This window comes from Thioclava sp. F42-5 (assembly GCF_002213195.1).
Classification (GTDB): domain Bacteria; phylum Pseudomonadota; class Alphaproteobacteria; order Rhodobacterales; family Rhodobacteraceae; genus Thioclava; species Thioclava nitratireducens.
Map to the genome: position 1 here is coordinate 150,565 of NZ_NBNZ01000002.1, position 19,706 is coordinate 170,270.

At 64.8% G+C, this 19,706-nt stretch carries 23 protein-coding genes; 14 read left to right on the forward strand and 9 right to left on the reverse strand.

The window, feature by feature from the left end:
* Positions 1-52: 52 nt before the first annotated feature.
* The 5 genes from B6V74_RS06010 to B6V74_RS06030 are packed head-to-tail and all read left to right on the forward strand — an operon-like array spanning position 53 to position 5,883.
* A complete protein-coding gene (locus tag B6V74_RS06010; protein WP_088722280.1) occupies positions 53-505 on the forward strand; it encodes a formate dehydrogenase subunit gamma in 453 nt (150 codons plus the stop codon).
* Entirely contained in the window at positions 502-2,025 is a 1,524-nt protein-coding gene (locus B6V74_RS06015) for a formate dehydrogenase beta subunit (RefSeq protein ID WP_088722281.1), read from the forward strand. Before B6V74_RS06010 ends, B6V74_RS06015 begins: the two co-directional genes overlap by 4 nt.
* Entirely contained in the window at positions 2,022-4,907 is a 2,886-nt protein-coding gene (gene fdhF / locus B6V74_RS06020; RefSeq protein WP_088722282.1) for a formate dehydrogenase subunit alpha, read from the forward strand. The genes B6V74_RS06015 and fdhF overlap by 4 nt, the downstream gene beginning before the upstream one ends.
* Positions 4,904-5,674 carry a formate dehydrogenase accessory sulfurtransferase FdhD gene (gene fdhD, locus B6V74_RS06025; RefSeq protein ID WP_088722283.1) on the forward strand — a complete coding sequence of 257 codons (771 nt, stop codon included), beginning with the start codon at positions 4,904-4,906 and terminating at the stop codon, positions 5,672-5,674. Before fdhF ends, fdhD begins: the two co-directional genes overlap by 4 nt.
* Entirely contained in the window at positions 5,671-5,883 is a 213-nt protein-coding gene (locus tag B6V74_RS06030; protein ID WP_088722284.1) for a formate dehydrogenase subunit delta, read from the forward strand. Before fdhD ends, B6V74_RS06030 begins: the two co-directional genes overlap by 4 nt.
* On the opposite strand, the gene B6V74_RS18925 is transcribed toward B6V74_RS06030, so the two are convergent.
* From B6V74_RS18925 to ubiA, 4 genes are all read right to left on the reverse strand, one after another.
* Positions 5,871-6,029, reverse strand: coding sequence for a hypothetical protein (locus B6V74_RS18925; RefSeq protein ID WP_168184189.1), 159 nt, complete (start codon positions 6,027-6,029; stop codon positions 5,871-5,873). The genes B6V74_RS06030 and B6V74_RS18925 overlap by 13 nt on opposite strands.
* 232 nt (positions 6,030-6,261) lie before the next feature.
* On the reverse strand, positions 6,262-6,588 hold the full coding sequence (locus B6V74_RS06035) for a hypothetical protein (RefSeq protein ID WP_075773923.1): 327 nt from the start codon (positions 6,586-6,588) through the stop codon (positions 6,262-6,264).
* Positions 6,589-6,599: 11 nt separating this feature from the next.
* Entirely contained in the window at positions 6,600-8,687 is a 2,088-nt protein-coding gene (locus tag B6V74_RS06040) for an OmpA family protein (protein ID WP_075773924.1), read from the reverse strand.
* 78 nt (positions 8,688-8,765) lie between these two features.
* Positions 8,766-9,746, reverse strand: a complete 981-nt coding sequence (gene ubiA / locus B6V74_RS06045) for a 4-hydroxybenzoate octaprenyltransferase (RefSeq protein ID WP_075773925.1) — start codon at positions 9,744-9,746, stop codon at positions 8,766-8,768.
* A 12-nt stretch (positions 9,747-9,758) separates the two neighbouring features.
* On the opposite strand from ubiA, the gene B6V74_RS06050 reads away from it, so the two are divergent.
* From B6V74_RS06050 to B6V74_RS06060, 3 genes are read left to right on the forward strand one after another with little or no spacing between them, the layout of a single operon-like run.
* Positions 9,759-10,484: a 16S rRNA (uracil(1498)-N(3))-methyltransferase gene (locus tag B6V74_RS06050; RefSeq protein ID WP_088722285.1), complete on the forward strand. Its 726-nt coding sequence runs from the start codon at positions 9,759-9,761 to the stop codon at positions 10,482-10,484.
* Entirely contained in the window at positions 10,481-11,035 is a 555-nt protein-coding gene (locus tag B6V74_RS06055; RefSeq protein ID WP_088722286.1) for a hypothetical protein, read from the forward strand. Before B6V74_RS06050 ends, B6V74_RS06055 begins: the two co-directional genes overlap by 4 nt.
* A gap of 51 nt (positions 11,036-11,086) precedes the next feature.
* Positions 11,087-12,457: a glutamate--cysteine ligase gene (locus B6V74_RS06060; RefSeq protein WP_075773928.1), complete on the forward strand. Its 1,371-nt coding sequence runs from the start codon at positions 11,087-11,089 to the stop codon at positions 12,455-12,457.
* Positions 12,458-12,491: 34 nt separating this feature from the next.
* On the opposite strand, the gene B6V74_RS06065 is transcribed toward B6V74_RS06060, so the two are convergent.
* The gene (locus B6V74_RS06065; RefSeq protein WP_088722287.1) at positions 12,492-13,181 is read right to left on the reverse strand and encodes an NAD-dependent deacylase; all 690 of its coding nucleotides are present in this window, start codon (positions 13,179-13,181) and stop codon (positions 12,492-12,494) included.
* A gap of 28 nt (positions 13,182-13,209) precedes the next feature.
* Here B6V74_RS06065 and B6V74_RS06070 point away from each other — a divergent pair, with 28 nt between their 5' ends.
* Positions 13,210-13,680 carry a low molecular weight protein-tyrosine-phosphatase gene (locus B6V74_RS06070; protein ID WP_075773930.1) on the forward strand — a complete coding sequence of 157 codons (471 nt, stop codon included), beginning with the start codon at positions 13,210-13,212 and terminating at the stop codon, positions 13,678-13,680.
* A gap of 23 nt (positions 13,681-13,703) precedes the next feature.
* On the opposite strand, the gene B6V74_RS06075 is transcribed toward B6V74_RS06070, so the two are convergent.
* Entirely contained in the window at positions 13,704-14,012 is a 309-nt protein-coding gene (locus tag B6V74_RS06075; RefSeq protein WP_075773931.1) for a hypothetical protein, read from the reverse strand.
* A 204-nt stretch (positions 14,013-14,216) separates the two neighbouring features.
* Positions 14,217-14,408 carry a heavy metal-associated domain-containing protein gene (locus B6V74_RS06080; protein ID WP_075773932.1) on the reverse strand — a complete coding sequence of 64 codons (192 nt, stop codon included), beginning with the start codon at positions 14,406-14,408 and terminating at the stop codon, positions 14,217-14,219.
* A 119-nt stretch (positions 14,409-14,527) separates the two neighbouring features.
* On the opposite strand from B6V74_RS06080, the gene lepA reads away from it, so the two are divergent.
* Both lepA and B6V74_RS06090 read left to right on the forward strand, forming a co-directional pair.
* Positions 14,528-16,327 (forward strand): translation elongation factor 4, encoded by a 1,800-nt coding sequence (gene lepA / locus B6V74_RS06085; RefSeq protein ID WP_075773933.1) that lies wholly within the window; start codon positions 14,528-14,530, stop codon positions 16,325-16,327.
* Between the two features lie 143 nt (positions 16,328-16,470).
* On the forward strand, positions 16,471-16,950 hold the full coding sequence (locus tag B6V74_RS06090; protein WP_088722288.1) for a pyridoxamine 5'-phosphate oxidase family protein: 480 nt from the start codon (positions 16,471-16,473) through the stop codon (positions 16,948-16,950).
* A 98-nt stretch (positions 16,951-17,048) separates the two neighbouring features.
* Here B6V74_RS06090 and B6V74_RS18745 read toward each other — a convergent pair whose 3' ends face one another.
* The gene (locus B6V74_RS18745) at positions 17,049-17,186 is read right to left on the reverse strand and encodes an entericidin A/B family lipoprotein (RefSeq protein WP_109171601.1); all 138 of its coding nucleotides are present in this window, start codon (positions 17,184-17,186) and stop codon (positions 17,049-17,051) included.
* Positions 17,187-17,547: 361 nt separating this feature from the next.
* Here B6V74_RS18745 and B6V74_RS06095 point away from each other — a divergent pair, with 361 nt between their 5' ends.
* The 3 genes from B6V74_RS06095 (at position 17,548) to B6V74_RS06105 (ending at position 18,774) form a co-directional block, all read left to right on the forward strand.
* Positions 17,548-17,865 carry a hypothetical protein gene (locus tag B6V74_RS06095; protein WP_088719523.1) on the forward strand — a complete coding sequence of 106 codons (318 nt, stop codon included), beginning with the start codon at positions 17,548-17,550 and terminating at the stop codon, positions 17,863-17,865.
* A 111-nt stretch (positions 17,866-17,976) separates the two neighbouring features.
* Positions 17,977-18,159: a hypothetical protein gene (locus B6V74_RS06100; RefSeq protein ID WP_075773936.1), complete on the forward strand. Its 183-nt coding sequence runs from the start codon at positions 17,977-17,979 to the stop codon at positions 18,157-18,159.
* A 123-nt stretch (positions 18,160-18,282) separates the two neighbouring features.
* Positions 18,283-18,774 carry a cytochrome b/b6 domain-containing protein gene (locus B6V74_RS06105; protein WP_088722289.1) on the forward strand — a complete coding sequence of 164 codons (492 nt, stop codon included), beginning with the start codon at positions 18,283-18,285 and terminating at the stop codon, positions 18,772-18,774.
* 19 nt (positions 18,775-18,793) lie between these two features.
* On the opposite strand, the gene B6V74_RS06110 is transcribed toward B6V74_RS06105, so the two are convergent.
* On the reverse strand, positions 18,794-19,582 hold the full coding sequence (locus B6V74_RS06110) for an alpha/beta fold hydrolase (protein WP_075773938.1): 789 nt from the start codon (positions 19,580-19,582) through the stop codon (positions 18,794-18,796).
* Positions 19,583-19,706: the final 124 nt, after the last annotated feature.

A 19,706-nucleotide genomic window follows, 5' to 3' on the forward strand; every position in this document is an offset into this window, starting at 1 on the left:
GACTTGCTGGCCGGGGCATGCTCGCCCCATCATCGGGGCCGGGAGGATGGAAATGACCGAAGACGACAGGCTCGCCGCGATTCTGGCGGATCATGCGGGGCGCGAAGGTGCGCTGCTGCCCATTCTTCACGATGTGCAGGCCGCTTACGGCTGCGTGCCCGCCGATAGCTATCAGCCGATTGCCGATGCGCTGCGGTTGAGCCGGGCGGAGGTGGCGGGCGTCGTCTCCTTCTATCACGATTTCCGCGATGCGCCCGCGGGCAAGCATGTGATCAAGCTGTGCCGTGCCGAGGCCTGCCAATCGATGGGCGGGACGGAGATGATCGCGCGGCTGGAGCGCGCGCTCGGCATGAAAGTAGGAGAAACGAAGGGTGACGTGACCCTTGAGGCGGTCTACTGTCTCGGGCTGTGTGCCTGCGCACCCGCCGCGATGGTGGGCGATCAGTTGGTCGGGCGGGCGACCCCCGAGCGGATCGAGGCTTTGGTTACGGAGGTCTCGGCATGAAGATCTGGGTTCCCTGCGATGCCGCTGCCGTAGCCTGTGGGGCCGATGAGGTCGCGGCGGCGATTGCCTCGGCGGCTGGTCTGAGCGGCGAAACGGTCGAGATCATCCGCAACGGCACGCGCGGGATGATCTGGCTGGAGCCTTTGGTCGAGATCGAGCGCGACGGCGTGCGCTACGGCTTCGGACCGATGACGCCCGAGGACGTACCTGCGCTGTTCGAAGACGGCGATCACCCGAAGGCGCTCGGCCCGGTCGAGGAAATCCCCTTCTTCGCAAAACAGACCCGCCTGACTTTCGCGCGCTGCGGTCGGACCGATCCGCTGTCGCTGTCCGATTATGAGGCGGGCGAGGGCTGGCAGGGTCTCAAGCGTGCGTTGGAACTGAGCGGGGAGCAGACCATCGAAGAGGTCACCACATCGGGGCTGCGCGGTCGTGGCGGTGCGGGCTTCCCGACCGGCATAAAATGGAAGACTGTCGCCGGGGCAGAGGCCTCGCAGAAATATATCGTCTGCAACGCGGACGAAGGCGATAGCGGCTCTTTCGCGGATCGGATGCTGATGGAAGGCGATCCCTTCTGCCTGCTCGAGGGCATGGCGATTGCCGGTCTTGCGGTCGGCGCGACCAAGGGCTTCATCTATGTCCGTTCGGAATATCCCCACGCGATCCGCACGCTGAACGCAGCGATCAAGGCAGCGCGCGCGGCCGGGATCATCGGCGACAGCCTGATGGGGCAGGGGCCGGCCTTCGATCTGGAGGTGCGCGTCGGCGCAGGCGCCTATATTTGCGGCGAGGAGACCTCGCTTCTCAATTCGCTCGAAGGAAAGCGCGGGATGGTGCGCGCCAAGCCGCCGCTGCCCGCGCTGGAAGGCGCGTTCGGCAAGCCGACCGTGGTGAACAACGTGCTCTCGCTGGCCGCCGTGCCGTGGATCTTGGTCCACGGCGGCGCTGCTTATGCCGAGTTCGGGCTGGGTCGCTCGCGCGGGACGATCCCGCTTCAGATCGCGGGCAACGTCAAACATGGCGGGTTGTTCGAGACCGGTTTCGGGATGTCGCTCGGCACGCTGGTCAACGAGATCGGCGGCGGTACGGCTTCGGGTCGTCCGTTCAAAGCGGTGCAGGTGGGCGGACCGCTGGGCGCCTATCACGGGCCGGACGATTTCGATTTGCCGGTCTGCTACGAGGCTTTCGCCGATCAGGGTGGCCTCGTGGGCCATGCCGGTTTCGTGGTGCATGACGACAGCGCCGACATGCTCGCGCTCGCCCGCTACGCGATGGAGTTCTGCGCCGTCGAGAGCTGCGGGAAATGCACGCCCTGCCGGATCGGCGCGGTGCGCGGCATGGAAACGCTCGACCGCGTGGCAGCGGGCGACCCGGCGGCGATCGAGTTGCTGCACGAGCTATGCGAAGTGATGGAGAAGGGCTCGCTCTGCGCGATGGGGGGCTTCACGCCCTTCCCGGTGCGCTCGGCGATCCGGCTTTTCCCGCAAGAATTCTCGCTCTCACAGGAGGCTGCGGAATGAAGGATTTCATCATCCCCGACGGAGTGCACGGGCCGAAACTCTCCGATATGGGCACGCCTGCCAAATCGGGCCCGCCTGTGACGCTGGTGATTGACGGCATGGATGTGAGCGTGCCCGAGGGTACCTCCGTGATGCGCGCCGCCGCCGAGGCCGGGATCACCGTGCCAAAGCTGTGTGCGACCGATATGCTCGACGCTTACGGCTCGTGCCGTCTTTGCGTTGTCGAGATCGAGGGGATGCGCGGCACGCCCGCGTCGTGCACCACGCCCGTGCGCGAAGGCATGGTCGTGAAAACCCAGACCGAGCAGCTGCACAGGCTGCGTCGCGGGGTGATGGAGCTTTATATCTCCGATCACCCGCTCGACTGTCTGACCTGCGCGGCGAACGGCGATTGCGAATTGCAGGACATGGCAGGGGCCGTCGGCCTGCGCGACGTGCGCTACACGCCGGGCGAGAACCATGTCGAGACGCGCGCGGCGGACGGCGCCAATCCGCTCTATATTCCGCGCGACGATTCCAACCCGTATTTCTTCTACGATCCGTCGAAATGCATCGTCTGCATGCGCTGCGTGCGCGCCTGCGAAGAGGTGCAGGGCACTTTCGCGCTGACCGTGGACGGGCGCGGCTTCGACGCCCGCATCTCGACCGGTACGGAAGATTTCCTGAACTCGGATTGCGTCAGCTGCGGCGCCTGCGTGCAGGCCTGCCCGACCGCGACCCTTCAGGAGAAGACCGTCGACGAGATCGGCGTGCCGGAGCGTTCCGTGGTTACGACCTGCGCCTATTGCGGCGTGGGCTGCTCTTTTGAGGCGCAGATGCGCGGCGACCAGCTGGTGCGCATGGTGCCGTGGAAAGAGGGCAAGGCGAACCGTGGCCATAGCTGCGTGAAGGGCCGTTTCGCCTGGGGCTATGCGAACCATGGCGACCGCATCCTCAACCCGATGATCCGCGACAGCATCACTGACCCGTGGCGCGAAGTGTCGTGGGAAGAGGCGCTGGAATTTGCTGCCAACGGCATCAAGCGCGCGCAGGCCAAGCACGGTAAGGATTCAGTGGGCGTCATCACCTCGTCGCGCTGCACCAATGAGGAGACCTTCCTCGTGCAGAAACTCGCCCGCGCGGTGATGGGCACGAACAACACCGATACCTGCGCCCGGGTCTGCCATTCGCCGACCGGCTACGGGCTGAAGCAGACCTTCGGGACCTCGGCTGGCACGCAGGATTTCGACTCCGTCGAGCAGGTGGATTGCGCCGTGGTCATTGGGGCGAACCCGACCGACGGCCACCCGGTTTTCGCCTCGCGGCTGCGCAAAAGGCTGCGGCAGGGCGCGAAGCTGATCGTGGTGGACCCGCGCCGGATCGATCTGCTGGAGACCCCGCATATGGGCGAGGGGCATCACCTACCGCTACGTCCGGGAACCAATGTCGCGGTGTTGACCGCGATGGCCCATGTGATCGTGACGGAAGGGCTGTTTGACGAGGCGTTCATCCGCGAGCGCTGCGATTGGGACGAATGGACGGATTATGCCGAGTTCGCCGCCGATCCGGCCCATTCTCCCGAGGCGGTCGAAGAGTTGACCGGCGTGCCGGCCGACGCGCTGCGCCACGCTGCGCGGACCTACGCCGCCGCGCCGAACGGGGCGATCTATTACGGGCTGGGCGTGACCGAGCACAGCCAGGGCTCCACCACTGTGATCGCCATCGCCAACCTCGCGATGATGACCGGCAATATCGGACGCCCCGGTGTGGGGGTGAACCCGCTACGGGGGCAGAACAATGTGCAGGGCTCGTGCGATATGGGCTCCTTCCCCCACGAACTGCCGGGCTATCGCCATGTCTCGGACGACTCCGTGCGCGCGGTGTTCGAAGCGGAATGGGGTAGGACGCTCGACCCCGAGCCGGGGCTGCGTATTCCCAATATGCTCGACGCCGCCGTCGCGGGGGACTTCAAGGCGATCTACATTCAGGGTGAGGATATTCTGCAATCCGACCCCGATACCCATCACGTGGCCGCGGGCCTCGCGGCGATGGATTGCGTGATCGTGCATGACCTCTTCCTGAACGAGACCGCGCGCTACGCCCATGTCTTCCTGCCGGGCTCCACCTTCCTCGAGAAGGACGGGACCTTCACCAATGCCGAGCGCCGGATCAACCCGGTGCGCAAGGTCATGGCGCCGAAAGCAGGGCTGGCCGACTGGGAGGCGACGCAGGCGCTGGCCAATGCGCTGGGCGCGGGATGGAGTTACACCCACCCGTCCGAGATCATGGCCGAGATCGGTCGTACGACGCCCGCCTTCGCGGGCGTGACCTACGACCTGATCGACCGTATGGGCTCGGTGCAGTGGCCTTGTAACGATGCGCATCCGCAAGGCTCGCCGGTGATGCATGAACATGGCTTCGTGCGCGGCAAGGGGCGGTTCATCCGCACGGCCTATGTCGCGACCGAGGAGCGCACCGGGCCGCGCTTCCCGCTGCTGCTGACCACCGGGCGCATCCTGTCGCAGTATAACGTGGGCGCGCAGACGCGGCGGACCGAGAATTCCGTCTGGCATGCCGAGGACCGGCTGGAAATTCACCCGCATGATGCCGAGACGCGCGGCATTCGCGAGGGCGACTGGGTCCGGCTCACCAGCCGAGCGGGCGAGACGTCTTTGCGCGCGACGATCACCGACCGGGTCTCGCCCGGCGTCGTCTATACGACTTTCCACCACCCCGAAACGCAGGCGAACGTCGTCACCACCGACAATTCCGATTGGGCGACGAACTGCCCGGAATACAAGGTGACGGCGGTGCAGGTGGGGCTGTCGAACGGGCCGTCGGACTGGCAGGAGCTCTACACCGCGCAGACCAAGTTGACCCGCCGCGTCGAGGCTGCTGAATGACGGCGACCGATTGGGAAATGCCCAGCGGCGCTGTGCAGCGCCTTGCCGAGGAAGTGCCCGTGGCGCTGTCTTTCGACGGGGTGACGCAGGCGGTGATGATGGCGAGCCCCGCCGATCTGGAGGATTTCGCACTTGGATTCGCGCTCTCCGAAGGGCTCATCGAGGACGCGTCCGAGATTGCCCGGCAGGAGCTCGAAGTGACCGAGGCCGGGATCGAAGCGCGCAACTGGCTGGCAGCCCCCGCCGGCGCCCGGTTTGCCGAACGCCGCCGCGCTACGATGGGGCCGGTGGGCTGCGGGCTCTGCGGGATCGAGCAGCTGGAGGAGGCGCGTCGCAAGCTCGCTCCGGTTCTCCCGCCCGCCTTTACCATGACGCCGGAACAGGCCTCGGAGGCGCTCGAGACCCTGCGTGACCATCAGCCTCTGCAGGACGAAACCCGCGCCGCCCATGCGTCGAGCTTCTGGCAGCCGGGCAAGGGGATCGTGCTGACGCGCGAAGATGTCGGCCGCCACAACGCCCTCGACAAGCTGATCGGGGCGCTGATCCGGGGCGGGATAGACCCGGCGAGCGGCGCGCTGGTGATGACCTCGCGGCTTTCGGTCGACCTGATCCAGAAGGTCGCGACCCTACGTATTCCGGTGATAGTCGGCCCCTCCGCCCCCACCGCTTTGGCGGTGAGCGAGGCGCGGGACGCGGGCCTTACCGTAATTGCACGCGCAGGCCGGGGCCTCGCGCTTTACACCGCGCCGCAGGAGGCCACCGCATGAAGCCTGAGAAACTCGCCGGGATGGCCAATCAGATCGCACAGTTCTTCGAAAGCCAGCCCGGCGATCAGGCGCATGCCGTGGCAGATCACATCAATGCCAATTGGGCGCCCACGATGCGCGACACGTTCCTCGCGGCGGCGGACAAGCTGGAGCTGCACCCGCTGGTGAAAGCGGCCCTGCCGGATATCCGTCCCCCTCAGCGCGGCTGATCGCCCGGCGTCACGATTGGCGCGACCGAGAGGGTGAACTTCGTCTCATCCGCGAAGGGGTAGGTGGCCGCGAACTGCTGCACCGGACCGATCGTCCAGTCGGGATGGTCTGGATAGGTCGTGCGCGGAAGACCTGCCCCGGACATATCATCTGCGCCTCGTCAATCCCGCGCGCGCCGCCGAGCGCGGTGCGGAAGGGGAGGGCGCCACGGGAAAGGTCTGGAGCATGGCGCAGCTATTGGCTTGCAGATCGGCCGCGCATGGCGGGCAGGACTCGATACCAACTTCGGGGCGCGGGCCAAAGCGCCACGGGCGTCTGCCGCCTGACATGACCGTTTGGAGAATCTGCGGCAATATCGGGCGGGGAGCCGCGAGAGATCAGGCCTCTTTCGTACGCTCTATATAGGCGCGCAATTCCTCGGCCTCGTGACGCGCGTCGCGCAATCCATCCATCGCCGCGCGCAGCTCGGCCTCGGTCTGGCTGAGCTGATTGGCCAGTTCCGCCTCGCGCTGCTCGACATAGACGAGCGCCTGATCGCGGGTCTCCTCGGCTTCATGCAACGCCTGCGCCATCTGCTCCAGCTCGCCCATATCGGCCTGGCTCACACGGGTGAGGCGGTGGATCAGCCAGCTCGCGAACCAGCCAAGCGCGAAAGCCACGAAAAGGATGATCGCTGTGGCGATGATGAATTCGTCTCTGTTCATATGGCGTCCCTTCAGCCCTTCGACAGGTCCTCCGGCCGGGATTGCGGGCGCGGCGTCTTCTCGCCGGGCGTCTCGACCGGAATTTCTTCTTGTTGCGGGGTCTGTTGCCCCGGTTCTGCGGCGGTGTCCCCATCGCCGGATTTGTCCTGCGCGCCGTTCTCGGTGGCGGGGGCGCCGTCATCGGTCACGGCGCCGTTCCAGTGCGGCTCGCCAGCGCCATCCCCAGTCCCCTCGTCAGCGCCTGCCGTGGCGTCTGCCGTGGCATCGGGCAGCGCCTCGTCACCCACCGGCGCCTCGTCCAGCAGCACGAACTCGATCCTGCGGTTCTGCTCGCGGCCGGCTTCGGTGTCGTTCGAGGCGATGGGCTGGGCTTCGCCGTAGCCTTTTGCCTCCAGGTTGCCGATCAGCACGCCACGGTCCAGAAGCCCGCGGATCACCGCCTGCGCGCGCTGTTGCGAGAGCTGCAGGTTCATTTCCTCGCGCCCCTGATTGTCGGTATAGCCGGCCACTTCCATCTTGAAGTCGGTGCAGTTCTTCATCGCCTTGGCCAACGCGTCGAGCGCGTCGAGGCTTTCCGCAGCGACCTGCGCCGAACCCGGATCGAAATCGACTTTCTTCTTCTTCAGCGTGTCGTTCAGGCGGGCCACGCACTCCTTGCCGGTCGGCAGGGCGAGCTGCTCATCGAGGCGCTTGTCGTATTTCACGCTCAGGTCGATCTGCGCATCTTCGCCAAGCTCGCTCGTCAGGATGCGCGAAATCGTGTCGGAGGCCTGCGGATCGCCCGAGACGCCGCTGACCGAGATGCCGTCGGGGGTCACGGTGACCTTGCCTTCGTGCAGCACCGACAGCGCGTCGAGGGCGGCCAGCGTGCGTACCGGCCAACCGGCGGGAAGCTCCTTGTCGACGCGGGTCGCGCCATGGACATTCGCATGGCCGAGCTTGGCGCGTGCGTAACTCTCGACGGTCTGGCGCTCACGCGCATCGGTCACGCGGCCCTTCAGGTCGACATGGCCGTTGCCGTCGCGGGTGGCGGTGAAGCTCGCCTCGCCGGCTTTCGCATCGGGGGCGGGCTCGCGCTTGGCCTTGAGCGAAAACACCCCGGGCAGGTTCGATTCCAGCTCACCCACGACATCGTCGAATTGCTGCTGATCGACGGTCGAAGGCACATCCAGCGCGATATCGGCATCCGAGAAGGTCACCGAGCCCGCGCCGAGATCGCCGAGCGCCTTGATCGCCATCTGCGCGGCCTTGGACCAGTCGGGTGAAGGCGTGCCCATCCCGATCGTGCAGCTCAGCGTGCCTTTCGCGCCAGCCGCGCGGGCCGCAGTCAGGATGCGGTCGCGCGCACGTTCGTTATCGGCGGAGCAGGCGTCGAAATGCGGGCCTTCCGCCTTGTCGATGAGGAAGCGCAGCGTGAAGGGGGTGATCACGGGGCGCGGTGCGGAGATGTCGAAGCTGAGCTTGAGATCGGAGGGGCGGCGGCGTGCCAGCGAAGTCTCCACTCGCCCCTTCTCGGCGGGGCTGTCGGTGATCGCCTCCACCGAGACTTTGCCCGCGCTGACCGACACTTTCGAGCGCGGCAGCGTCTCGAGCGTCGTCATCGCGAATTTCATCGCTTCGTCCCAACCGCCGGGCACCGGGTAATCGGCGCTCTCCAGCATGTCGGTGACGCCATCCTCGCCTGCGACTTTCGAGAGCTTCTCCACGATCGCCTCGCGGTCGATCGAGGATGGCACCAGCCCGATCAGCGAGATGCCGTTCTCGTTGCGCAGCATTTCCAGCGAGAAGGCGGGTGGCGTGATCGGCTTCGTGATCTGGGTGTCGGTATTGTCGACGACCCGCGAGCTGTCGACGTATTTGTCGACCTCGGAAACGGCGCGGAACCGCTCGGCCTCAGTCGGGGCGGTGCCGGAGAGGATCACCTGCAGCCCATCGGTATGGATACGCATCCAGCCGTAGCCCTGCGCCTCCATCGCGACGCGCACTTCTTGTTTCGTGGATTTTTCGACAATTGTCGCCGCGCCGCCCGCGATGACTGCGGAGACGACGAGTGCGAGGACAAAGGCGGCGATCGTCAACAAGGTGGCGCGGCTGCGCATCGGTCTCAGGCCCTCCCCAGGGGAATCTTTATCCCGTTTCCTTAAGGTGCAGGGGCGCGGGGATCAATCGATACGCCGTTACACGATTGCGCCAACGGCGAGAAACAGCGCAGCGATCAGGCCCGTATCGCGGTTCGCGCGGAACAGTTTCAGACAGGTGTCCGGGTCGTCGATATCGAGCTGACGCATCTGCCAGAGCATGTGCCACCCCATCGCCCAGGGCGCGAGCAACGAGAGCGCGAGGCGCAGCGGCGGCGCGCCGGGCAACAGTGCGCCCATCACGGCGATGGTCATCAGCGCGACGGAGGTCATCAGGAAGCCGCCCAGCCATTTCGCGCTGTCGTCCCCGAAGAGCCGCGCGGTGGATTTCACGCCGATCAGCGCGTCGTCTTCCTTGTCCTGATGCGCGTAGATCGTGTCGTAGAACAACGTCCAGGCCATGCCCGCGAAATAAAGCACGACGGGCGGCCAGCTGAGGCTTCCAGTATGCGCGACCCACAGCAGCAGCGCGCCCCAGTTGAACGCGATCCCGAGGAAGATCTGCGGCCACCAGGTGAAGCGCTTGGCGAAGGGGTAGATCGCGACCGGACCGAGCGAGACGATCCCGAGAATGATCGCGGGGGTGTTGAAGGTCAGCAGGATCGCGAAGGAGATCAGCGACTGGATCACAGCCCAAGCCAGCGCCTGTTTCGTCGAGACCTGCCCCGAGGGGATCGGGCGCGAGCGGGTGCGCGCCACGCCGGCGTCGATGTCGCGGTCGGTGATGTCGTTCCAGGTGCAGCCCGCGCCGCGCATCAGGAAGGCTCCGACGGAGGCGCCGATGGCCAGCCACAGATCCCACCAGATGAAGCCGCCCGTCGAGGACGCCGCCAGCGCGATCGACCAGTAGCAGGGCAGCAGCAGCAGCCACGTCCCGATAGGCCGGTCGGCGCGGCTCAGGCGCAGATAGGGCCGCGTCCATGCCGGGGCCAGCCGGTCGACCCAGTTGCCGCGATAAGCATCCGCGACCGTGCCGTTTGCATCTTCCGCCGCCTCTGGCGTTTCGGGTTTTCCGCTCATAAAGTCCGCCTCATGGAACGTGCCAAGATCAGGCTCTGTGTAGAGCACCCGCTGGGCGCGGGGCAAGCCGTGCCTCTGACTCAGGACGAAGCGCATTACCTCTTCGCGGTGATGCGGCTGGCCGTGGGCGCCCGTGTTGCGCTGTTCAACGGGCGCGATGGCGAGTGGACGGCGGAGGTCGTCGAGGCTCACAAGAAGCGCGGTATTCTGGCCTGCGTCGAGCAGGCCGCGCCGCAGCTCGCGCCGCCGGATCTCTGGCTGATCTTCGCGCCGATCAAGAAAGAGCGCACTGATTTCATCGTCGAAAAGGCGACCGAGCTGGGCTGCGCCAAGGTGCTGCCGGTGCAGACCGAGTTCACCAATTCCGCGCGCATCCGGCAGGACCGCTTGCAGGCCCATGCCAAGGAAGCGGCGGAGCAATGTCTGGGCACCTATGTGCCGCCGGTCGAGGATTTGCAGGGTCTCAAGAAGCTGCTGGATGGCTGGGATCCGAGCCGTCGCATCCTCTGGGCCGACGAGGCTTTGGTGGGCCCCGCAGAGACGCTCGCGGGGCTGCGGCCCGGCCCTTGGGCGATCCTGATCGGGCCGGAAGGTGGGTTCTCGGAGGCCGAGCGCGAGATGCTTCGCAGTCGCGATTTCGTGACCCCCGTCAGCCTCGGCCCGCGCATCCTGCGCGCCGATACGGCGGTCTGCGCGGCGATCACATTGTGGCAATCGGCGCTGGGAGACTGGCGGTGATCCGTCCCGAAGTTGCAGAAGGCTTCAAGCGCTGGGGCGAGGTGATCGCGGCGGGCGTCGTGGTGGCGTTCGGAGCTTGGCTGATCTGGCTCGGCGGATTGATCCTGATGCCGCTGGGACTGGTCGCCGTGGCGCTCGGGCTCGGCTGGGCGCTGATCGGCTGGCGGCGGCTGCGCTTTGCGCGTGAAACCAGCGCGCCGGGTCTGGTCGAGATCGACGAGGGGCGTATCTCCTATTTCGCAGCCAGCCGGGCGCGCGCCATTGCGGGGCCGGGCAGCAATGTCTCGGCGCTCGGGATGGGCGGCGAGGTGCCGCTGCGCGAACTGGCGGAAATCCGACTGCTGACGCTGCAGGGCCAGCAATATTGGCGGCTTCGCAGCCTGTCGGGCGAGGCGCTTCTGATCCCGCTCGACGCGGCGGGGGCGGATGCGCTCTACGATGCCTTCGCGAGCTTGCCGGGGATCGATATGGGGAAAATCTCCGCCGCGCTCGACCAGCAGACTACCGCACAGAGCCTCTGGATCCGTAAACAGGTTTCACGCTTGACTTGAGCTAGCCCCCGCGCCACCTGTGGCGCTCCATAAAGCGACGCGAGAAAAGACATGTCCATTCCGCAGCAGGGCGGTGGCCCGATCGAGCGCTTCGAGCAACTGGCCGAATATCTGGCCGCGGGCGAGAAGCCGCGCGACGATTGGCGCATCGGCACCGAACACGAGAAATTCGGCTATTGCGCGGACAAGCAATTGCCGCTGCCCTATGACGGCCCGCGGTCGATCAAGGCGATGCTGGAAGGTCTGCGCGACCGCTTTGGCTGGCAGCCGGTGGAAGAGCAGGGCAACATCATCGGGCTGGAGCTGAACGGCGCGAATGTGAGCCTCGAGCCCGGTGGGCAGCTGGAACTGTCGGGCGCGCCGCTCGAGACGATCCACCAGACCTGCGACGAGGTGAACCTCCACCTGCGCGAAGTGCAGTCGGTCGCCGACGATCTCGGCGTAAGGTTCATTGGCCTTGGCGCGGCTCCGATCTGGTCGCAGGAGCAGATGCCGATGATGCCCAAGGGGCGCTACCGGCTGATGACCGATTACATGGGGCGCGTGGGCGAGCTGGGCACGCAGATGATGTATCGCACCTGCACCGTGCAGGTGAATCTCGACTTCGCGTCCGAGGCCGACATGGTACAGAAGATGCGCGTGGCGCTGGCGCTGCAGCCGGTCGCGACGGCGCTCTTCGCGAACTCGCCCTTCCTCGATGGCAAGCCCAACGGCATGAAATCGTGGCGCAGCCATATCTGGCAGAACCTCGACGATGCGCGCACGGGCATGCTGCCATTCATGTTCGAAGAGGGCGCGGGCTACGAGGCCTACGCGAACTACGTTCTCGATGTGCCGATGTATTTCGTCTATCGCGACGGCAAATATATCAATGCTCTGGGCCAGTCGTTCCGCGACTTCCTCAAGGGCGAGCTGCCCGCGCTGCCCGGCGAGAAGCCGACGCTGAGTGACTGGGCCGATCACCTGACGACCGTCTTCCCCGAGGCGCGGGCGAAAAAATTCATCGAGATGCGCGGTGCCGATGGCGGGCCCTGGCGGCGTTTGTGTGCGCTGCCCGCGCTGTGGGTCGGCCTGTGCTATGACCAGACCGCGCTCGATGCGGCTTGGGATCTGGTGAAGGGCTTCGATCACGAGACCCGCGAAGGTCTGCGCCGTGCGGCGGCGGTCGATGCGCTGCAGGGCGAGTTCAACGGCGTGAAGCTGCATGACCTCGCACGCGAAACGGTGGCGATCGCGAAATCCGGTCTGGCGGCACGGGCGAAGCCCGGCGCAGGCGGAATGATCCCCGACGAGACCCATTTCCTCAACGCGCTGGAAGAGAGCGTCGAGACCGGCCGCGTGCCTGCCGACGAACTCCTCGAGAAATATCACGGCGAGTGGAATGGCGATCTGAGCAAGATCTACGCCGAATACAGCTACTAACGGACAGGGCAGGGCGGTTAGCCGCCCCGCCGCTCTATCCCAGCCGCTCGCGCACCCATTGCGGGACGAGCACGCTCGCCGGTCCCTGGCGCGAGATGTCGAACATCTCGCTGCCCGCCGAGCGGTCGAGGTTCAGCTCCAGCGTCTCGACACCGGCCATCGCGGCATCCTGTACGAAGCCTGCCGCCGGATAGACGTTGCCGCTGGTGCCGATCGAGACGAAGAGGTCTGCGGCTTCCAGCTCGCGGATTATCCGGTCCATCTGGTAGGGCATCTCGTTGAACCAGACGATGTCGGGCCGCGTGGCTTTTCGCCCGCACTCGGGGCAGGTGTCACGCGGCTTCATCGCTTCCGGCGCGGGCCAGCGATGGCCGCATGCGTGGCACAAGGCTCCAAACAGCGTGCCGTGCATGTGGATCACGTTCCGAGAGCCAGCGCGCTCGTGCAGGTCATCGACATTCTGCGTCACCACCAGAACCTCGTGGCCCGGATCGGCCTCGAGTTTCGCCAACGCGACATGGGCAGGATTTGGCTGTGCCGCGCGCGCCGCCGCCCGGCGCGCATTGTAGAAGCGATGCACCAATTCGGGGTCGCGCGCAAAACCCTCAGGCGTCGCCACATCCATGATGCGATGCTCTTCCCAAAGGCCGTCACTCGCCCGAAACGTCTTGAGACCACTTTCGGCGGAAATACCGGCGCCAGTCAGAATCACGACCTTGGCCATCGCGCTGCCCTCCGTTATCACTCCTCCTATGCGTATCCTCTTTCTCTGCCTTGGCAATATCTGCCGCTCGCCCGCCGCCGAAGCGGTGACCCGTCACAAGGCCGCCGCGGCCGGCCTCGATATCGAGTTCGACAGCGCCGGCACCGGTAGCTGGCATCTGGGAGAGCCGCCCTACGAACCGATGATCGCGGCGGCGGAGGCGCGCGGCTATGACATGCGCGCTCTGCGCGCACGGAAAATCGAGCCCGCCGATTACGACGCGTTCGATGTGATCCTGGCGATGGATGAAAATAACCTGCGCGATGCGCTGGACGGGGCGCCGCGCGAGATGCGCGCGCAGGTGCAGATGTTCATCGACGGGCCGGAAGGACCGCGCGATGTGCCCGACCCTTATTTTACTCGCAATTTCGAGGGAGCCCTCGACATGATCGAGGCGGGCGCGGATCAGCTGATCGCCGATTTGCTGGCCGATGAGGAAGAAAAGCGGCGCGGGCAGTAGACCGCGCGCCGCAGACTGACCGCTTACTTGCAGAAGCCTTCCGCGGTGGAGGCGAAGTTCTTGTAGCGGTCCCAGAAGTCCGAATCCGACTTGCGATCCGACATCCGCACTTCCTGCGCGCGGTCGGGATCGTGGAAGAAGCTTGCGGCGCGGCGCTGGTCGCGGTGGCTCAGCGTCATGTCGGCGACTTGCTGGATGCACCCACAGGTGCCGGGATTGCTGGCGCGCCCCGCCTTCAGGCAGGCGTTGTCGATGGGCCCGGCCGAGGCCATCGAAGCGAGCGCCACGGCGCCCGAGAATGCGCAGAGTCCGAGTGTCGTCTTGAAAGTCATCTACTGCCCCTTTTGTCGTTGCGGCCGGCATGTATTTGCCGATCCTGCCTGCTCATTTGTCCGCGATTCTAAACAAATTTCAAAAAGCAGGCAATAAAACAGGCAGGATTTCGCTTGTCCGGGGCAGGGCAGGGAACCCGATTTCTAACCGTCGCGTTGCGCGGCGCTGGGCCTACTACATCTGGACCGCGACGCCCCTCCGGATCACTCTTCGACCGGGGTGGCCTCGTAGCCCGCGCCTTTCAACGCGCTGATCACGGTGGATTCGGGCAGCCCTTCCACCTCGACCTCGCGATCTTCCAGATAGACATCGGCCTTGCCGCCCACCTCTTCGATCGCGGCTTCGACCGAGGCTTTGCAATGCCCGCAGGTCATGTTCGGAACGGAATAGATCATCTTGCGTCTCCCGTGTTTCGTGTCTCAGGGATATGTCGGACGCGACCGGGCCGAGGTCAATGGCAGATGGCGTTCAATCCCTCTTCCCGGCCCGCTTTTTCCCCTGTATACGCGCGCCCATGACTGATCTTGATCGCATCCGCAATTTCTCCATCGTGGCCCATATCGACCACGGTAAATCCACGCTTGCCGACCGGCTGATCCAGCTGACCGGCACCGTGGCCGAACGCGATATGAAGGACCAGCTCCTCGATGCGATGGATATCGAGCGAGAGCGCGGCATCACGATCAAGGCCAACTCGGTGCGGATCGACTATCCCGCCAAGGATGGCAAAACCTATGTGCTGAACCTGATCGACACCCCCGGCCACGTCGACTTCGCCTATGAGGTGTCGCGCTCGATGCAGGCGGTCGAGGGATCGCTGCTGGTCGTCGATGCCTCGCAGGGCGTCGAGGCGCAGACGCTGGCCAACGTCTATCAGGCGATCGACGCGGATCACGAGATCGTCCCGGTCCTGAACAAGATCGACCTTCCGGCGGCAGAGCCCGAGCGCGTGAAGGAGCAGATCGAGGATGTGATCGGGATCGACGCCTCCGAGGCGGTCGAGATTTCCGCGAAGACCGGCCTGGGCATCCCGGATGTTCTGGAAGCTATCGTCCATCGTCTGCCCGCCCCGCAGGGCGACCGTGACGCGCCGCTGAAAGCGATGCTGGTGGATTCGTGGTATGACCCCTATCTGGGCGTCGTGGTTCTGATCCGCGTCATGGATGGCGTGATCAAGAAGGGCGACCAGATCAAGATGATGAAGACGGGGGCGACCTACAAGCTCGACCGTCTCGCCGTTCTGAAGCCCGCTATGGTCAATATCGACGAGCTGGGCCCCGGCGAGATCGGCGTCTTCACCGCCTCGATCAAGCAGGTGCGCGACACCAAGGTCGGCGACACGATCACCCATGAGAAGAAGCCCTGCGCCAACGCGCTGCCGGGCTTCAAACCCTCGATCCCGGTCGTGTTCTGCGGCCTCTTCCCGGTCGATGCGAACGATTTCGAGGCGCTGCGCGACGCGATCGAGAAACTGCAGCTGAACGATGCGAGCTTCTCGGCGGAGATGGAAACCTCGGCCGCGCTCGGCTTCGGCTTCCGCTGCGGCTTCCTCGGGCTGTTGCACCTCGAAGTGGTGCGCGACCGTCTGGAGCGGGAATACGATCTCGACCTGATCACCACCGCGCCGTCGGTGGTCTTCAAGGTCCACATGAAGGACGGGGAGGTGATCGAGCTTCACAACCCCGCCGACATGCCCGACCTGACCTATGTCGACCATATCGAGGAGCCGCGCATCAAGGCGACGATCCTCGTGCCGGACGAATATCTGGGCGATGTGCTCAAGCTCTGTCAGGACCGCCGCGGCATCCAGCAGGACCTGACCTATGTCGGTGGCCGCGCGATGGTGGTCTATGACCTGCCGCTCGCCGAGGTCGTGTTCGACTTCTACGACCGCCTGAAATCGGTCACGAAGGGCTATGCCAGCTTCGATTACCAGATCACCGAATATCGCGAGGACTACCTCGTGAAGATGTCGATCCTGGTGAATGACGAGCCGGTCGACGCGCTCTCGATCATGGTTCACCGCGACCGGGCCGAGGCCCGGGGCCGCGCGATGTGCGAGAAACTCAAGGACCTGATCCCGCGCCACATGTTCAAGATTCCGATCCAGGCCGCCATCGGTGGCCGCGTGATCGCGCGCGAAACGCTGTCGGCGATGCGCAAGGACGTGACCGCGAAATGCTATGGCGGCGACGCGAGCCGGAAGAAGAAGCTGCTGGAAAAGCAGAAAGCCGGTAAGAAGAAGATGCGCCAGTTCGGGAAGGTCGAAATCCCGCAGAGCGCGTTCATCGCTGCGCTGAAGATGGACGAGTGATCCTCTTCGAAGTTTCTTGATTGAAGGCCCGGCGATTGCGCCGGGCCTTTTCATTTCTGGCGGCGCAGGGCGGCGGCCTTTCTGAGGAACATGGGAAGGCGGGCTCACGTTCTCCTCCCAGACCTATTTCAGGAGGAAACGACATGACCGACCAAGCCAAGATCGAGAAAGACTTCTGGGACGCCCTCGACTCGGATCGCACAGTGATGTTGGCGCGGGCCGGCGTCGATACGGCGGCGCCGCGTCCGATGACGGCGATCGTCGAGGAAAAGCCCGGCCCTGTGTGGTTCTTCACCGCGCGCGACACGGAATTGATGGACGGGCTGGCCCCCGGCGCCGGTGCGATGTTCACCTTCGCCGACAAGGGGCATGATGTCTTCGCGACCGTCACCGGCAGTCTGACGGAGAACACCGACCCGGAGATCGTCGAGCGTCTGTGGAACCCCTTTGTCAGCGCCTGGTATGACGGCAAGGACGACCCGAAGCTGGTGCTGTTGCGCTTCGATGCGGATGCGGCCGAGATCTGGGACAGCGGCAATGCCTTGGTGGCGGGCGCGAAAATCCTTCTGTCGTCGGACCCGGGCGAGTCGATGAAGGATCGCGTCGCCCATGTGAAATACTGAGCCGGACGCATCTCTGACGGCATCGGTCCGAAGTTCGAAATGCAAAGGCCCCGGAAATTTCCGGGGCCTTTGATGTTTCCGGCAAGCTTCGGTCGTGCTTAGCGCGCCTGACGGGCTTCACCCGCAATCGTGCTGCCCGCGACGGACAGATCCTGACCCGCGCCTTGCACCGTGTTGCAGGCCGCGAGGCCCAGAAGAATCACGGTCATTGCTGCCATTTGAACCGATTTCGTCATCTCTTACGCTCTCCTATTAAGCCATTGTCGGCCAACGTACGAAAAAATTTACGGTTCCGTGGAACTGTAGGCAAGAAGCGGCGTTTTGCCCTCGAACACATAAGGGAGAGCCCGAAGAAAGACGCCTCTGCGCCTATTCGTCGTCGCCCTCCCGGATCGAATTTTCGCCGGACTCCGGTCCGAGCGGCGTAACAAAAGGAATGACCCGTTCTGGCCGCCCCGCCAGGCATGATCCCTGTCAGAACGGTCTTGCGGCCTCTGCTATGTCCCTCGCGGGGGCCGCACACTCCGCCCGAGCTGGTTAACTTATTGTTAATCAAGCTCTGAAAGGCTCCGGGTTGTCCCTCCCCGGAGCCTTTCCATGTCTAGAGCCTCGTTTTTCCTCGCTCTTTGCCTCCTCACGAGCTGCGCTTCCCCGGCGCCGCAGTTCCTCGGTGCGTCGCGGCACAAGGTGAGGCTCGACGGCATCGATTTCGTCGTCTTCCTCAAGGGGGACCGGGCGGAGGTCGTGCGAATGGGCTATCTGCGCAGGGCAGAGAGGGGCCGCGTGCCGCCCCTGTTGATCCGCGCGGCGGAACAGGTATCTGGCTGCAAGGTCACGGGTTCGGCGGGCGGGCTCTATCGGTCGCCCTCGCTGCCCGGCGATACGGGCGAAGCGCGCTTCCAGCTCGATTGCTGATGCGACGCCCTGCCGCAGCGGCGAGAGGGCGGATTTGATGCGGATCAAGGTAACATCGCCGTGATCGTGGCCAATCTGACGTCCGAAATGTGTTCTCACTGGAGATCAGATATGCGCCTCTTCGGTATCATCTACGCCCTCGCCGGACCGACCCTTGCGGGCATCCTCATTATCGCCGTATTGACGATGAATATGGTCACGACCAACGCGATCATCGTTTCGGCAGTAATCGGCTTCCTCGTGGCCCTTCCGATCGCGTGGTTCGTCGCCAAGGCGATCCGCGAAAACGCCTGATCGCATTCGCGCGAGCCGTCGTCGCGGGGGGATCCCAACTTCGTGACGGGGCGGAACCTCTGCGCCTTCCTCGCGCTAGTCTGGCGAAGCGCAGAGCCGTTTCGCCAATTTTGAAGAGGTAACATGTCCTACGCCCCCGGTTATTCGAAAACGCAGATATGGCTTCACTGGGCCGTCGTCCTGCTGCTCATCGTCCAGTACCTGTTCAATGACGAGATGGGCCACACTTTCCATGACCTGATGAAGAACGGATCGGCCGATGCCGGGTTTCTGACCTATGGTCACATCGTCATCGGCATCACGGTGCTCGTGCTTGCGATTTGGCGCTTGGCGCTGCGCGCAGGCCATGGAACACCCGAGCCGCCGGAGAACGATCCTGCCATTCTGCGGTTCGGCGCAGCGGCAATCCACTGGTTCCTTTACGTGCTGCTCTTCCTGATCCCGGTTGCGGGGCTCGTGGCCTATTACGGGCAGCTGGGATGGGCGGCCGAGACGCACTCGATCCTGACGACGGCTCTCCTTTGGCTCGCCGGTCTGCATGTGGCGGCCGCGCTCTACCACCAATACGTCAAGCGCGATCATCTGCTCCGCCGGATGATGAAGCCGGGCGCCTGAACGAAGGGACGCGGTTTCCTCAGCTCGCGGAGTTGAGGAAACGCGCCACGTCGGCTTCGAATTCGCGGGGTTTCTCGGCGTGCAGCCAGTGCCCCGCGTTGTCGACTTCCTCGAAGCGAGCCTGCGGGAAGAAGCCGCGGATACGCTCGTGCATCTCCGGCTGGACATAATGCGAGTCCGCGCCGGACAGGAACAGCGTCGGTCCGTCGAACTGTTTGCCCTCGAGTGTCTCGGGCCAGCCGAGAATGCCGTCCATATTCGCCTTCAGCGCCGCAAGGTTGAACTTCCAGCGCGGCGGGCCGTCGCGAAGCACCAGCGATTGTAGCAGAAAGGCGCGGGTGCCCGGATCGAAGACCTGCTCGCCCAGCCGCTCGTCCGCGGTGGAACGCGAGGTCAGATCGCTGATATCCATCTCCTGCATCGCTTCGATCAGCGCAGTGTGGTTGTCGCCGTGGTCGTAGTTCTCGGGCGCGATATCCGCGACGATGAGATGCTCGACACGTTCCGGCCGCGTCAGGGCGAGCGTCATCGCCGCCTTGCCGCCCATCGAATGGCCCAGAACGTCCGCGACCCCACCATTCGCCTCGATCACCTCGGCGATATCCCCCGCCATCGCCTCATAGCTGTGATCGTCGTCCCAGAAGCTGTCGCCGTGATTGCGCATGTCGAGCGCGATCACGGGCCGGTCCGCGCTCAGCCGTTTGGCGATCGCGGTCCAGTTCCGGGCCGATCCGAAAAGGCCGGGCGCGATGATCAGGGGCCGCGCGCCGGGATTGCTGTCGGAGGAGTAGAGGGTCGTGTTCAACATGGGGCCTAAGCTAGATCGCTCTTCCAGGCGCTTCCAGAGCGGATGCGAAAAAAAACTGCGGCCATGCGCGCTGTTGCGCTGATCTCGCGCGGCGGCTAGCGTCCGGTGCGGTCGTGCCGAACGC

Coding starts and splice junctions, on each gene's coding strand:
- B6V74_RS06040 (WP_075773924.1), bottom strand. CDS start 8,687: ATGCGCAGCCGCGCCACCTTGTTGACGATCGCCGCCTTTGTCCTCGCA.
- B6V74_RS06100 (WP_075773936.1), top strand. CDS start 17,977: ATGCGCCTCTTCGGTATCATCTACGCCCTCGCCGGACCGACCCTTGCG.
- B6V74_RS06030 (WP_088722284.1), top strand. CDS start 5,671: ATGAAGCCTGAGAAACTCGCCGGGATGGCCAATCAGATCGCACAGTTC.
- fdhF (WP_088722282.1), top strand. CDS start 2,022: ATGAAGGATTTCATCATCCCCGACGGAGTGCACGGGCCGAAACTCTCC.
- B6V74_RS06095 (WP_088719523.1), top strand. CDS start 17,548: ATGTCTAGAGCCTCGTTTTTCCTCGCTCTTTGCCTCCTCACGAGCTGC.
- B6V74_RS06110 (WP_075773938.1), bottom strand. CDS start 19,582: ATGTTGAACACGACCCTCTACTCCTCCGACAGCAATCCCGGCGCGCGG.
- B6V74_RS06090 (WP_088722288.1), top strand. CDS start 16,471: ATGACCGACCAAGCCAAGATCGAGAAAGACTTCTGGGACGCCCTCGAC.
- fdhD (WP_088722283.1), top strand. CDS start 4,904: ATGACGGCGACCGATTGGGAAATGCCCAGCGGCGCTGTGCAGCGCCTT.
- B6V74_RS06035 (WP_075773923.1), bottom strand. CDS start 6,588: ATGAACAGAGACGAATTCATCATCGCCACAGCGATCATCCTTTTCGTG.
- B6V74_RS06075 (WP_075773931.1), bottom strand. CDS start 14,012: ATGACTTTCAAGACGACACTCGGACTCTGCGCATTCTCGGGCGCCGTG.
- ubiA (WP_075773925.1), bottom strand. CDS start 9,746: ATGAGCGGAAAACCCGAAACGCCAGAGGCGGCGGAAGATGCAAACGGC.
- B6V74_RS18745 (WP_109171601.1), bottom strand. CDS start 17,186: ATGACGAAATCGGTTCAAATGGCAGCAATGACCGTGATTCTTCTGGGC.
- B6V74_RS06015 (WP_088722281.1), top strand. CDS start 502: ATGAAGATCTGGGTTCCCTGCGATGCCGCTGCCGTAGCCTGTGGGGCC.
- B6V74_RS06050 (WP_088722285.1), top strand. CDS start 9,759: ATGGAACGTGCCAAGATCAGGCTCTGTGTAGAGCACCCGCTGGGCGCG.
- B6V74_RS06065 (WP_088722287.1), bottom strand. CDS start 13,181: ATGGCCAAGGTCGTGATTCTGACTGGCGCCGGTATTTCCGCCGAAAGT.
- B6V74_RS06080 (WP_075773932.1), bottom strand. CDS start 14,408: ATGATCTATTCCGTTCCGAACATGACCTGCGGGCATTGCAAAGCCTCG.
- B6V74_RS06070 (WP_075773930.1), top strand. CDS start 13,210: ATGCGTATCCTCTTTCTCTGCCTTGGCAATATCTGCCGCTCGCCCGCC.
- B6V74_RS06010 (WP_088722280.1), top strand. CDS start 53: ATGACCGAAGACGACAGGCTCGCCGCGATTCTGGCGGATCATGCGGGG.
- B6V74_RS06105 (WP_088722289.1), top strand. CDS start 18,283: ATGTCCTACGCCCCCGGTTATTCGAAAACGCAGATATGGCTTCACTGG.
- B6V74_RS18925 (WP_168184189.1), bottom strand. CDS start 6,029: ATGTCCGGGGCAGGTCTTCCGCGCACGACCTATCCAGACCATCCCGAC.
- lepA (WP_075773933.1), top strand. CDS start 14,528: ATGACTGATCTTGATCGCATCCGCAATTTCTCCATCGTGGCCCATATC.
- B6V74_RS06060 (WP_075773928.1), top strand. CDS start 11,087: ATGTCCATTCCGCAGCAGGGCGGTGGCCCGATCGAGCGCTTCGAGCAA.